Source organism: Bacillus sanguinis, from assembly GCF_018332475.1.
GTDB classification, from domain to species: Bacteria; Bacillota; Bacilli; order Bacillales; family Bacillaceae_G; genus Bacillus_A; species Bacillus_A sanguinis.
Genome location: NZ_BOQB01000027.1, coordinates 1 through 13387 on the forward strand (window position 1 = coordinate 1; position 13387 = coordinate 13387).

Consider the following 13387-nt stretch of genomic DNA (forward strand, 5'->3'; position numbering starts at 1 on the left):
TATACTGTGTTCACAGTATTTACATCCTCCCATAATATTCAGAAAACTCCAGAGTGATTTGATTTCTAGATTTAAAGTAATAGAAAAAATATCGTATTTTGTTTTGTAGTTTTATAAAATGCTTATGTTGATGGAGAAGGAGAGGTACCCCTTAATGATTAAACAACATGTATTTAAATCTTCATATGTTTTGTGTTTTTATCCATATCTATTGTAAGATTATATAGGGTTCTCCTAATAAGCTGTTATAATGGCTTTTTTTAGGGGTTTCATATTTATAAATCGTAAAATATTTTTTTGAGATAATTTTTATGTAACTAAGTTATATTGAAGTAGAGGTGAACCATCGGTGAAGCAGGTGTTAGTAATTAAGAATGAAAGGTCTTTAGCGAAGAAAATCGTAAGCGGTCTAACGCAAGAAGGCTATTTCATTTTAAAACTTCACAATGAAAACCAAGGTTTAAATATAGTATATGAACAAGATTGGGATATTATCATATTGGATTGGGATTCATTAAGTATATCGGGACCAGAAATTTGCAGGCAAATACGACTTGTTAAAACGACACCAATCATTATTGTGACTGATAACATTTCTAGCAAGGATTGCATAGCGGGGTTACAAGCAGGAGCAGATGATTATATTAGAAAACCATTTGTGAAAGAAGAATTAGTAGCAAGAGTTCAAGCTATTTTAAGAAGAAGTGACTATAATCAGCAAAATGAGATAAACTTTTTTCAGTTTAAAGATCTCTTTGTTGATGCATCTAGCAATATTGTGAAAAAAGATGGTAAAACCCTCTCGCTTACGAAGCGTGAGTACGATTTACTTTTATTTTTAATCAAAAATAAAAATACAATATTGAGCCGTGAAATGCTTTTGAATCAGGTTTGGGGATATAACGTAGTAGTAAATCCAAATGTAGTAGACTTATATATTGGGTATGTAAGAAAAAAGTTAAAATGTGAGAAGAAAGACAGATATATTCAAACGATACATGGTAGAGGCTATTCAATGGTTGATTGATAAAAATAAGATAATAGAAAAAACGAGTAAAACTATTACATTCAGTTTTACTCATTTTTTTATTAAATATGATATTCAAATAGTTTCTGAGAAATATTAGCTATTAATGGGTGTGTTTTGTAAGGGAAGTCGCTTATCTATTAGTTATTGTGGAGGGAGGACTCTCTCTCTCTCTCATTCGTTGAGAAAGTATTTAATGAAGGTAAACCAACATGCCTGACTTCACATATTACTTTTTGATCTTGATTTTATGAATTCACACCATTCACAAGATTTTCACATAATTAACGACTATACTTATTATCAGGATGTTCAAATGAAAATGATTATCAATAGCAATTTAGATGTATAAAAGTTACTATCTAATTTAATCTATGGACTTTATCATTTTCGAACTAAATTACATAATAAGGAGTATACGTATGAAAAAAACTATGCTTTTAAAATTAGTAAGTATTCTAGCAATTTTCACTTTAATGTTAGTAGCTTGCTCAGATTCAGGTAAAGAAACTTCGAAGGCTACTAAAGATAATAGTGGTGATAAGCCAAAAACGGTTGAAATCACTGATGCACATGGAAAGGTTACTGTTCCTGTAAATCCAAAGAATGTAGTTGCTTTAGATAATAGAACTTTTGAAACTTTAGCTGATTGGGGAATTAAATTAGCGGCTGCTCCAAAGGATATCATGCCTGCAGATTCAGCATATAAAAAGGATGAAAAAGTTCAAAATATTGGGAATCACCGTGAGCCAAATCTTGAAATTATTGCAGCGGCAAACCCTGAACTTGTAATCGTTGGTCAAAGATTTGCTGATCATTACGAAGAAATCAAAAAATTAGTGCCAGATGCAGCTGTTATTGATCTTAATTTTGATGTTTCTGAGAAGGCTACTAAGCCTGGAGAAAACTTAGTAAAAGGACTTAAAGACTCTACAACTACTTTAGGCAAAATCTTTGCTAAAGATAAAGAAGCTAAACAATTAGTAGCTGATTTTGATAAATCTATTGAAAAAGCAAAATCTGCTTATAACGGAAAAGATAAAGTGATGAGTGTTATCGTTACTGGTGGAAATATTGGCTTTGCTGCGCCGCACTCTGGTCGTGTTTGGGGACCAATGTATGACATTTTCGGTTGGACTCCAGCATTAGAAGTATCTAATTCTACTGCAGGTCATAAAGGTGATGACGTTTCTGTTGAAGCTATTGCACAAACAAATCCTGATTGGCTTTTCGTATTAGATCGTGATGCTGCAACATCTGATGCAGCTAAGTCAACACCTGCTAAGGATGTTATTTCTAAATCACCAGCTCTTCAAAACACAACTGCTGTTTCTAAACAACAAGTTGTTTATGCACCAGAAGATACTTACACAAATGAATCAATTCAGACTTATGTAGAGTTATTTGGAAATCTTGCAAAAACTTTAGCTAAGTAGTGTAAAGGGGTACGAAACAGTGTCAAAAAATATGATTTCTAGGGTTGAGAATATTTCTCAACCCCAGTTTTATAATCACAATAAAATATGGACAAAACCTTTTATAATAGCGGTTATAGTTGTTATAATTTTAGGGATTATATCACTGTTTACTGGAGTTTATGATATACGTGGACAAGAGGATGGAATGGAGATGTTTTTCATCACTCGTGTTCCGAGAACAGTTGCATTAATGCTTACTGGAGCTGCAATGGCGATGGCAGGACTCGTCATGCAACTCATTACACAAAATCGCTTTGTTGAACCTACTACAACGGGGACGATTGAATGGTCAGGCTTAGGCCTGCTTTTTGTGTATTTACTATTTCCTGCCCCGACTTTAGTTCAAAGAATGACTGGTGCAATCATTTTTTCTTTTATAGGAACTATGATTTTCTTTCTATTTTTAAGAAGAGTTAAGCTTCGCTCATCTTTAATTGTTCCGATTATTGGATTGATGCTTGGAGCAGTTATTTCTGCAGTGTCTACTTTTTTGGGACTCCTTTTTCAAATGACGCAAAGTATTGAAACTTGGTTTGTAGGTTCATTTGCTAACATTCAGGTGGGAAGATATGAATATTTATGGCTAATTGTTATCATTACTTTGCTTATTTTTATGTATGCGAATAGATTGACTTTAGCTGGACTAGGAGAAGATGTCGCAACAAGCCTTGGCGTTAATTACAATAGAATTGTTCTTTTTGGGACTGCTCTTATCTCTGTTGCTGTTGGAATTGTTGCAGCTGTTATTGGACACTTACCTTTCTTAGGATTAATTGTGCCAAATATTGTTTCCATGTTTAGAGGTGATGATCTTAGAAGTAATTTACCTTGGGTTTGTGTGATTGGAATGGGGACAATCACTGCCTGTGACATCATTTCTCGAACAATTATAAAGCCTTTTGAAGTCCCTGTTTCTTTAATACTTGCAACAGTGGGAGCGGTCGTGTTTATTACTATTCTATTGAGACAAAGAAAACCAAGGAGGCTGCGATGATCACATTAGAATATAAAAATAAAGAAAATGTCGAAATCGATTCTAGCCTTCATAATGCAAGTAGATCAGCTAGTGCTTTTCGTTCTAAGAAGGAAGCAAGACGTTATTGGATTTTACTCATAACATTGATTGCTTTAGGTCTCCTTTCTTCATATGGACTTTTAGTTTATAACAACCCAGTTCCGATAGATTCACCTTCTTTTATCCCAGTTGTTCAGAGAAGGATAGTAGCTATCGTTGCAATGATTATTGCTGCAGTTTGCCATAGCTTGGCGACAGTTGCGTTCCAATCTATTACGAATAATAAGATTATTACTCCTTCACTTTTAGGTTTCGAATCACTTTATTCAGCAATTCAAACGAGTACAATATTTTTCTTTGGTGCTAGTGCATTAATAAACTTTAATGGAATTGGATCATTTTTATTTCAAGTTGTTGTGATGGTCTTCATGAGTTTGATACTTTATGGATGGTTACTTTCCGGTAAATACGGGAATTTACAACTTATGCTTTTAGTTGGAATTATTATTGGTACCGGGCTAAATTCTGTGTCAACTTTCATGAGAAAACTACTTGCGCCTTCAGAATTTGATATTTTACAAGCGAGATTATTTGGTTCTGTTAATCATGCAGACCCTGCATATTTTCCTATTGTAATTCCCATGATTATAATTGTAGCAGTATTAATTTTTGCTCATTCTAAGAAGTTGAATGTTTTGTCATTAGGGAAGGATGTTGCTACTTCTTTTGGAGTTAAATATCAACCTAGTGTCATTTATACGCTTGTATTAGTAGCTATTTTGATGTCTATCTCAACAGCTCTAATTGGGCCACTTACGTTCTACGGCTTTTTAGTAGCAACTTTGAGTTATCAGGCGGCGTCAACTTATGATCATAGATATATTTTCCCAATGGCTTTTGCTATAGGATTTTTAATAATGACGAGTGCATACTTTTTAATGTATCATGTATTCCATGCTCAAGGTGTAGTTTCAGTTATTATTGAATTATTTGGTGGAATCATATTCTTAACTATAGTTTTAAGGAAGAGGGCTTTATGATAAAAATTGATAATGTTAAAAAGTTCTATACTGATAAGGTGAAAATAGGACCTTTGGATATTGAAATACCAAAAGCGGGCTTTACTTCTTTAATTGGACCGAATGGGGCTGGAAAGTCAACGACACTTTTGATGATTGGTAGACTTTTGGATATGGATGAAGGTCAAATCCAAGTAGCGAATATGGATGTTTCTGAATCCAAATCAAAAGACTTAGCAAAAGTTTTGACTATATTGCGACAAGAAAATCATTTTGTAACGAGGCTTACTGTTAGACAACTAGTTGGATTTGGACGCTTTCCGTATTCAAAGGGAAGATTAACTAAAGAGGATGAAGTTATTATTTCTAAATATATCGACTTCCTAGATTTAACTAATTTAGAGAATAGATATTTAGATGAGCTTTCTGGTGGTCAAAGACAAAGGGCATATGTAGCTATGGTATTGTGCCAAGAGACTGAATATGTGCTGTTGGACGAGCCTCTGAACAACCTTGATGTTGCTCGTTCTGTCCAAATGATGGAGCATTTGAGACGTGCGGCTAATGAATTTGGAAGAACAATTTTGACTGTTATGCATGACATAAATTTTGCAGCTAAATACTCTGATAAAATTTGTGCTATGAAAGATGGACAAATTGCTGCTTTTGGAACAGTAGAAGAAGTTATGGACCCAACACTTTTGACAGATATTTTTGAAACAAAAATAGAGATTATTAAGGGCCCTTATGGACCAATTGCTGTTTATTAGTTACAAAATTTCCTATTAACAATTGAAATAAAAGTTTCAATTGGAGGAACAACATTATACCCAACTGCCAGTATTAGTCATTAGGTATAAAAAGCGCCCTGTAAGCAGGGCGCTTTTTTACTTAGTTATAAATTTTACTCTTTCCAAAACTGTTCTAGCAAAATAACGATCATAGTACCTACGAGTAATCCGTTACTTAAAACATATTTTAAGGAAGAAGGAACTCCGCTAAATGCACTTTCTGGAAGAAACATTATACCCAAACTGATTAATAATGAAATTCCTAATATAGTGAATCGGCGTTGATTTAATTCTTCGCGTAAAATGGATTGAAATGAAATGCCTATGACTTGGACAAATGTTGCTAAAAGTGCAGCATTAGCAATAGGTCCTGGTAGCAAGGATATAAAGCTTACAATTGAGGGGATAAAAGAAATACCCGCTAATATAAGACTTGCTATAAGGAACGACTTCACTTTTCTTTGTCCTGTTAGTTGGATAAATCCTGCCGATGCAGGTAATGGTACAATTCCAATTGTAGAGAACAACGACGAGATAATATGTGATATACCTCCGACCCATACACCACGGTTCAGTGTTTGCTTTTCATCTTCTTTAGATAACGGAGCCACTTGTTTTACAGCCGAAATAGCAGCGATTGTATTTGCAACTAAAAGAAATGTAAATAAAGTTGCAGTTAGAGTCATTCCAATATCGAATCTAGGTGTACCCCAAGCAAATATCTCTGGTAACTTAACTAGCGTTGTGTGCGAAGGTATATGAGATGATTTTCCTAATACTGCATATAAAAGCCAACCGCATGAAATTCCAAGTAATACAGCGTAACTTTTCATCCATCCTTTCCCTTTAATTGATAAGAAAGTAATAAGGGCAAAAACAAAGAGCGCAATAGTAGCTGTTGTATAGTCAGGATGAGTTGCAGATCCTTGTAATCCCATCATGCCTTTTAGTAACACACCACTAAGCTGAAGTGCTAAGATTAAAAGAAAAGTTCCTGTAACTAAAGGGGTAAATAAACGTAAGATTCGATGAACAAGCCCTGTTATACCAAGAATGAAGAGTAATATACCTGTAATAATTAATCCGCCTTCTAAAAGTTGCAACACGTCTTTTGCACTTTGTCCCTGGTGCATAGCGACTTGTCCCAATATGACAAATATACTTACCCATGAACCGGCTGGCCCATCCGCAATAGGATAACGATGCCCAAACCATGCTTGTATAAATGAACTTAATCCTACAACTAAAAAAGTTCGCTGCATTAATGTTGAGATATCTTCTATTGGTAAATGGAATATGCTACCAATAATTATAGGTAATGCAATTGCATTTGCTAATAAAAAAACAAACCACTGTAGAATACTAAAGCTCGTATCAAAGTATTTTTTATTCATATTAATCTCCTTTGCCCAAAAAGAATTTCATAGTTAAAATCCATCCTTTCTACACAGTTAGAAAGGATGGATTTTGTAAATCTATAAAATTACTTTAAATATATAGATGAATTTTTAAATTATTTACCATGTACGGAATGGTAAGAATTTCCCATTAAGTGTAATGACGATACGAGGGTCGCCACCTTGTGGATCTTCTTGTGTATCCACACCTAGGTTGAAGTTAATTGCACTCATTACACCTTCGCCGGCTTTTTCTAAGATTAATTCTCTAATAGTTGGTGCATATTGTAACATCATTTCATATAAACGATATGCAATCGGGTCAGTAGGAGGCATTTCCATTACTTGGCCACGAAGTGGAACTACTGTTAATGCTTGAACTACTTCTTCATCTAATTCTAATAGTTTACCGATTTTTTCTGCTTCTGGACGTGTCATTGTAGCTTGTCCTAATAACGCTGTTACAACCCAAGTCTCAGAGTTTTCACTTACTTTTGCAATTTCTTCCCAAGTTAACCCTTTTTTAATTTTTGCCGCTAAAATTTTTTGCGTAGCTTCTTGTCTATTCATATCTAATACTTGTTTTTTCATGTCTCATAACTTCCCTTCATGTACGTAATAATTATTATTTTGTTTCACTATTTAACGCTTTATATCCATCAACCAATACATCTAATTTACCTGTGTGAGGGTCAATAACTAAACCATGTACAGGAACATCTTTTGGGATAAGTGGATGATTTCTTACTAAATCAACATTAGCTTGCGTTGAGTCGCAAACATCATCGAATCCGAATAACCATTTTTCAAGGTCAATACCAGCATATTCAATTGCTGATAAAATTTCTGGTGAAGCTACTCCGCGATCTAATATTTTTTGAAGGGTTCCTTTTGGATTCGTTTGGCTCGCACCACATCTATGGTGTCCAATAAGGAAGATTTCATCTGCATTTAAATCGTATACTGACGCTACAACACTTTGCATAACACTATCGAAAGCAGAAGCAATTTTACCACCTGCATTTCTGATAACTTTTGCATCACCATCGTGTATATCTAAAGCTTTTGGAAGTAGCTCAATTAAACGAGCATCCATGCAAGAAACAACAACCATACGTTTTTTAGGCATTTTCGTCGCTTCACGAGGAGCGTATTCTTTATTTTCTACAAAATGTTCATTGAACGATAGAATTTCTTGTAATAACATATTTGTAACCTCCTTTAAATCTAGATGTATTTTTTTGTTGCGTCCTCTGTGTTATAAGTAAATATAACTGATAAATAATGTGATGTAAGAGGATAAACTAAGTATAGTGAATTGTATCGATAAGCAGAATAAGTTGGCGAAACACTTTCGGGCTTTCTACTTTCACGGTGAAAGGATTGGTTTATATTATTGATCAAACAGATTTTGAGATACTGAAATTATTAGGAGAAAACTCAAGAATACAATGGAAAGAGCTTGGCCAAAAAATACATATGACGGGGCAGGCCGTAGGAAACCGAATTCGAAGATTAGAGGATTTAGGGATTATTGAGCAATACACAATCGCAATAAACCGAATCAAATTAGGACAAGTAGTGACTGCATTTGTTACTTTATTCGTAACAACAGCTAATCACCAAGAGTTTATGAATTTCTTTCAAGGAGAAGAAGGGATTTCTGAAGTACACCGTATAAGTGGTGAGGGGTGTTATTTATTAAAAACACATTTTGCTTCCAATGAAGACTTAGATAACTTTCTAGGACGACTATTAAAATACGGGAATTATCGTGTTAACTTATCAATAGGAAAGTTGAAATAAGGTTTCTTTTCCTTGGAGGGGATGGTAACATTATTTGCTACACTTTATTTGTATAGAGATAATGAAGTCGTTTAATGTTTATCTTAAATAGTCAAAGCCTTACTACAATTTATGTGTAGTAAGGCTTTTTTAAGGGAGTCATAAATAATTTCGCCTTAAAAAAATCCTGTAGCTCAGTACAGGATTTGTAATAAAATGTTTTTAAAAGCTAAATTGTGGTTTCATATCACTTTTATAAGGCTCATGTTCAACGAATATAGTTATGTCCTTACCAGCTTGATCTTTACCGGTTCTTTTATACGTAAATTTATTCTTATTCAACTCGGTAAGTTCAAGAGCGGCACCATATTTATTATTTCCAAGTGAAACATGAGCTCTTATTTTATTTTCGTGTAAAACATCGAAGTAGCCATAGTCACCACGGCTTTGACCTGTTTCGCTATTGAAGAACTCATATTTATTAGATTTGTCATCAAATTTTGCTAGACTAATAAAATTTGAATTAAACTGTGTTACGTCATTACCAGCTTCATCTAATACTTTTGTTCCGTGCCAAAGGGTTCCACCTAAAATTTTATCTCCATCAATGTTTTTAACGATATCGCCTGTAGTCGTGTTCAGTTGCTTGTCCGGATCAGTGAAAGAAAGCTCGTTTTCTTTATATGGAACATGTTCAACGAAGACTTCTACATCTTTACCGTTAGCATCTTTCCCCATTCGTTTATAAGTAAATACATTCTTATTTAGCTTTTTCATGTCAACAACAGCTTGATATTTCATTGATTCTGAAATTAATATTCTCTTCTTACCATCATTTGTGATAAAGAAAGTTCCTTTATCGCCACGACTTGCACCTGTTTTAGCATCAAAGAATTCATATCTTCCAGACTTTGCATCATATTTTGCAAGACCAATGAAGTTTGCATTCTCTTTTGTTACATCATTTTTATCTTTGTCGTATACTTTTGTACCTTGCCAATTTGTATCGCTAAGAATGTTAGCCATTTTTTGGCCTTTCGTTAACTTATTTTCCTTTTTTGTTTCTTTAGCAACTTGTTCTTGTTTCGGCTTACTATGATTTTCTTCAGCTTTAGTACCAACACACCCTGTTAGTGCTAATGTGAATCCGAGCAATATAGATGATAGTGTTTTCGTTTTTTTGTTCATTTTTATCGTCTCCTCATTTTATAATTTTCATGTTATTCACATGGCTTTAAGTAGTACAGTTTGTGATTATAGTAGCAGTTCGTTCTTCTAAAATTTTGTTATATGAAAAGCTTCGGGCTGAATCAATGAACTTATTTGCTACGTTTATTATGTTAATCCTCGAGTATAAACTGCCTCTAAATAAAACATTAAAAAAAGATAAACTAATTCCTAAAAAATTTTCATATTTATAAAAAACAACCGCTACTTTGCTGTATTATTCTTTTAAATACTTGGTTTCTACAGGTAACTCAAAGACATATTGTAAAGAAAAGGGACGCCGTTAACCAGATTAATAATGGAATTCCTAATATGGTTAATCAATTATATTGCAAAATTTTTGAGCAAAACTGTAGGGGAAATGAAAAGTTTATAGAAGTTGATTCATATAGGAAGGGGATGGCTATGTTTGATTCAACAGATTTTAAAATTATACAGTTACTACAAGAAAATGCTAGGATGAATTGGAAGGAAATCGGAGAGATAGTACATTTGACTGGCCAGGCTGTTGGGAAACGAATTAATAAATTAGAAGAGGCAGGTGTCATTCAAAAATATACGATAGATATCGACAGAGCTAAGCTGGAAGGATCTATCATGACCTTTGTTACGCTATTTTTGCATGCACCACATTATCATAATCAAATTCAAACCTTTTTCATAAAAACGGACGTAATTACTGAAATGTATCGTATAAGTGGCGATGGGTGTTATATCATGATTCTTCATACCTCTTCGCATCAGCAATTAGAAGAGACTCTTGCAGATGTTTTACATTATGGTGATTATCGTATAAATACTGTCATTAAGACAATTGAAAAAAAGAAAGAATAAGAGATTTATCCTTTCTTTTTTCATATGGAACTGTAATTCTTTATTTTCTTTTGTTTATAAAACAGTTTGTTGACATAACTTTTGCATAAATATCACCAAACTCTAATGCGCTCATAAACGATTGATGAGCGTGTACTGCGGGGATTAGATTTCCTTGGAATTCTAAATCTTTTGTTGTACAAGCATCTTCAATTACAACACATTGAAATCCTAAATCACTGGCAGCGCGTACTGTTGCATCAATACATACATGAGTCATCATACCGCAAATGACTAGTTGGTCTATTTTCTCTTCTTTTAATGTTTGTAATAAGTTAGTTCTTAAAAAACTGTTAGGGTGATGTTTTTGTATAACTCTTTCATTAGCAATCGGTTGAACATCATCGTGAATTTGAACACCTAATGTGTTGGGTAAGAAGAAAGTAGCTCCTTCATTGTTCGCAATATGTTGTACATGAATAACTGTTTTATGTGTTTCACGAAATAACCTCAATACTTCCTTTGCTTTTTGAACGGATTTTTCAGGTTGATGTAATTCCATATTGCCGCCTTCAAAGTAATCATTTTGTATGTCTACTAATAGTAACGCTTCGTTCATCGTTATTCCCCCATACTTATTGATTCAGCACTTTAGTTGTACTGTACCGTTATTATATAAAGTGCAACTATGTGGAAGTAATAACGTCGTGAAACGATTTTGATGTATATAGTTTCATTATGAAAAAGATAAAGGATACAAAGAAAAGATGGGGATAATTTGTTTGTAGATTTTTGATGTAGAAATAGAAAGTGTATGTTAACTTAATGATCCATCTAATAATATGTTCACCTAGACGAATCATTAAGTAACAAAAGTTCTTTTTATTTTCATGCGTTATTATCGATTTTTAGTGATAGCTTTTGTTGTTCTTTTAATTTTTCAGGTGTCACGTCATTTCCTAAAGGATCTAATATTTTTAATCCTGTAACAGTGGTGTGGATTTGGCCGCGAATTATTTGAAGGTATTTCTCGCATAATTCCATACGCTCATTTAATTCTGTTTTTGTTAAACCTTCTTCTTTTTGTTTTTGAGCTAGTTCATTAATTCGCTTTAAAACTTCAAGCATTGTTTTCCCGTCTTTCCATACATAGTTTAATGAATAGTGTTTATCGTACTCTCACTCCAAAAGTGCGATAAACACGGTGATTAAAACTGGCTATTCCAACAAGTTACTTCATCTACAGTTAATCGAACTGTTGGGAATCCTGAATCTTTTGCTTTACCTAATGCAATCATTAAAACAAGGTTTAAAAGTACTTTGCGATTGGGGCAGCGATTATATTGAGCATAAATATCCTAATGGTGAAGTGATAGTGAAAGAGGACGATCATATTTGATTTAACACTTCTGTAAGTATAATTTTGCTATAATAAATAAGTACCTACACGAAGGGGAGCTAAAAGAGAACATGAAGTCGTTTAATATTGATCATTTTATCGCGAGTGTTTTACAGTGGATATTAAATATAGCGCTAATTATATTATCCATTGTCTTATCTATTTTTTTAATTAATGAGACGATTACTTTTATTCAATACATATTTTCAGCGAAGAAGTATACGTCATATAAATTGGTTGAAAGTATTATCGTCTATTTCTTATACTTCGAGTTCATTGCATTAATTATTAAGTATTTTAAATCGAACTATCATTTCCCATTACGTTATTTTATTTATATCGGAATTACGGCTTTAATTCGATTAATTATCGTATCTCATGAGGAACCGATGGAGACGTTATTATACGCAGGAGCGATTCTTGTTTTAGTTATTGCCTTATACATATCAAATATGAGAGATTTGAGAAAAGAGTAGTAGTGCAGACATAAGTTTGCACTACTTTTTTATATCTTGACCTTAAAGTTACTTGAAGGTTTACAATGTAAATAGGGCGTTTGAAATTGAAAAAAATTGAGAAATTAAGTGAAGAGGTTTCTTTTACTTTGGAGGTTATAGAAATGAATCAGGAATTGAAATTGCGTCCATTAGAGCGAGAAGATTTAAAGTTTGTACACGAACTTAATAATAATGCACATATTATGTCGTATTGGTTTGAAGAGCCGTATGAGGCATTCGTGGAGCTGCAAGACTTATACGATAAACATATACATGATCAAAGTGAACGCCGATTTATCGTGGAAAAAGATAATGAAATGGTTGGATTAGTTGAGTTAGTAGAAATCGATTATATTCACCGTAGAACGGAATTCCAAATTATTATTGATCCGAATTATCAAGGATATGGTTATGCAGCGGAAGCGACGCGTTTAGCGATGGATTACGCTTTTTCTGTATTAAATATGCATAAGATTTATTTAGTGGTGGATAAGGAAAATGAAAAAGCAGTCCATGTGTATAAAAAAGTTGGATTTATGGTGGAAGGCGAGCTTTTAGACGAGTTTTTCGTTGATGGTAACTATCATAATGCGATAAGAATGTGTATGTTCCAGAAGGAATATTTTAAAAATAAGTAGTTGAATAATTTGGAATTAATGTTGACGCTTCATAAAACCGTGTGCTAAAATCCCTTTTAAGTATTAAGGAAGGTGCAGAACATGCTTTATATAAAATTTGTAAAACTCATTAGAAAACTTTGCTCCGCACAAATGTATACGGTGAAGCGTTGTACGGAGCTTAATCAAGGGGTATAAATCCCCTATATTCATCGGCTGAATAACTTTTCGAAAAAGTATAGTTTACCTATGCTTATTTGGTTATGGTTTTTCAGCTGATGTATAAATAGATTAAGGGGCCATAGACAATGCTTTGTCTATG

15 protein-coding genes and 1 pseudogene are annotated in these 13387 nt (G+C 33.4%); 10 read left to right on the forward strand and 6 right to left on the reverse strand.

The features are described 5' to 3' along the window. The first annotated feature begins 349 nt into the window (after positions 1–349). The 5 genes from KI369_RS04120 (at position 350) to KI369_RS04140 (ending at position 5309) form a co-directional block, all read left to right on the forward strand. Positions 350–1027, forward strand: a complete 678-nt coding sequence (locus tag KI369_RS04120) for a response regulator transcription factor (protein ID WP_212955116.1) — start codon at positions 350–352, stop codon at positions 1025–1027. Between the two features lie 422 nt (positions 1028–1449). Continuing rightward, entirely contained in the window at positions 1450–2463 is a 1014-nt protein-coding gene (locus KI369_RS04125) for a siderophore ABC transporter substrate-binding protein (RefSeq protein ID WP_212955117.1), read from the forward strand. A 19-nt stretch (positions 2464–2482) separates the two neighbouring features. Beyond that, complete coding sequence (locus tag KI369_RS04130) at positions 2483–3499, forward strand: ABC transporter permease (RefSeq protein ID WP_061679285.1); 1017 nt, start codon at positions 2483–2485, stop codon at positions 3497–3499. After that, positions 3496–4560, forward strand: a complete 1065-nt coding sequence (locus KI369_RS04135; RefSeq protein WP_087959326.1) for an iron chelate uptake ABC transporter family permease subunit — start codon at positions 3496–3498, stop codon at positions 4558–4560. The genes KI369_RS04130 and KI369_RS04135 overlap by 4 nt, the downstream gene beginning before the upstream one ends. Beyond that, complete coding sequence (locus tag KI369_RS04140; protein ID WP_048566655.1) at positions 4557–5309, forward strand: iron ABC transporter ATP-binding protein; 753 nt, start codon at positions 4557–4559, stop codon at positions 5307–5309. Before KI369_RS04135 ends, KI369_RS04140 begins: the two co-directional genes overlap by 4 nt. A gap of 134 nt (positions 5310–5443) precedes the next feature. Here the strand turns inward: KI369_RS04140 and KI369_RS04145 are convergent, their stop codons facing one another. From KI369_RS04145 to KI369_RS04155, 3 genes are all read right to left on the reverse strand, one after another. After that, positions 5444–6724 carry a purine/pyrimidine permease gene (locus KI369_RS04145; protein WP_212955118.1) on the reverse strand — a complete coding sequence of 427 codons (1281 nt, stop codon included), beginning with the start codon at positions 6722–6724 and terminating at the stop codon, positions 5444–5446. Positions 6725–6847: 123 nt separating this feature from the next. Further along, on the reverse strand, positions 6848–7297 hold the full coding sequence (cynS, locus tag KI369_RS04150) for a cyanase (RefSeq protein WP_033665564.1): 450 nt from the start codon (positions 7295–7297) through the stop codon (positions 6848–6850). Between the two features lie 55 nt (positions 7298–7352). Continuing rightward, the gene (locus tag KI369_RS04155; RefSeq protein ID WP_212955119.1) at positions 7353–7934 is read right to left on the reverse strand and encodes a beta-class carbonic anhydrase; all 582 of its coding nucleotides are present in this window, start codon (positions 7932–7934) and stop codon (positions 7353–7355) included. Between the two features lie 167 nt (positions 7935–8101). Here KI369_RS04155 and KI369_RS04160 point away from each other — a divergent pair, with 167 nt between their 5' ends. Beyond that, positions 8102–8533: an Lrp/AsnC family transcriptional regulator gene (locus KI369_RS04160; protein WP_002008929.1), complete on the forward strand. Its 432-nt coding sequence runs from the start codon at positions 8102–8104 to the stop codon at positions 8531–8533. 201 nt (positions 8534–8734) lie between these two features. Here KI369_RS04160 and KI369_RS04165 read toward each other — a convergent pair whose 3' ends face one another. Further along, positions 8735–9700, reverse strand: a complete 966-nt coding sequence (locus tag KI369_RS04165; RefSeq protein ID WP_212955120.1) for a DUF4822 domain-containing protein — start codon at positions 9698–9700, stop codon at positions 8735–8737. Positions 9701–10138: 438 nt separating this feature from the next. Between KI369_RS04165 and KI369_RS04170 the strand changes: the two genes are divergently transcribed. Further along, positions 10139–10573: an Lrp/AsnC family transcriptional regulator gene (locus KI369_RS04170; RefSeq protein ID WP_212955140.1), complete on the forward strand. Its 435-nt coding sequence runs from the start codon at positions 10139–10141 to the stop codon at positions 10571–10573. 40 nt (positions 10574–10613) lie between these two features. Here the strand turns inward: KI369_RS04170 and KI369_RS04175 are convergent, their stop codons facing one another. Then, complete coding sequence (locus KI369_RS04175) at positions 10614–11171, reverse strand: cysteine hydrolase family protein (protein ID WP_212955121.1); 558 nt, start codon at positions 11169–11171, stop codon at positions 10614–10616. Positions 11172–11440: 269 nt separating this feature from the next. Beyond that, the gene (locus KI369_RS04180) at positions 11441–11680 is read right to left on the reverse strand and encodes a DUF896 domain-containing protein (protein ID WP_212955122.1); all 240 of its coding nucleotides are present in this window, start codon (positions 11678–11680) and stop codon (positions 11441–11443) included. 163 nt (positions 11681–11843) lie between these two features. Here KI369_RS04180 and KI369_RS29850 point away from each other — a divergent pair. From KI369_RS29850 to speG, 3 genes and pseudogenes are all read left to right on the forward strand, one after another. Next, positions 11844–11951: pseudogene (locus KI369_RS29850) on the forward strand (winged helix-turn-helix transcriptional regulator); the annotation flags it as partial. Between the two features lie 71 nt (positions 11952–12022). Beyond that, on the forward strand, positions 12023–12427 hold the full coding sequence (gene psiE / locus KI369_RS04185; protein WP_000834704.1) for a phosphate-starvation-inducible protein PsiE: 405 nt from the start codon (positions 12023–12025) through the stop codon (positions 12425–12427). Between the two features lie 143 nt (positions 12428–12570). Then, positions 12571–13086 carry a spermidine N1-acetyltransferase gene (speG, locus tag KI369_RS04190; protein WP_212955123.1) on the forward strand — a complete coding sequence of 172 codons (516 nt, stop codon included), beginning with the start codon at positions 12571–12573 and terminating at the stop codon, positions 13084–13086. The last annotated feature ends 301 nt before the right edge of the window (positions 13087–13387 follow it).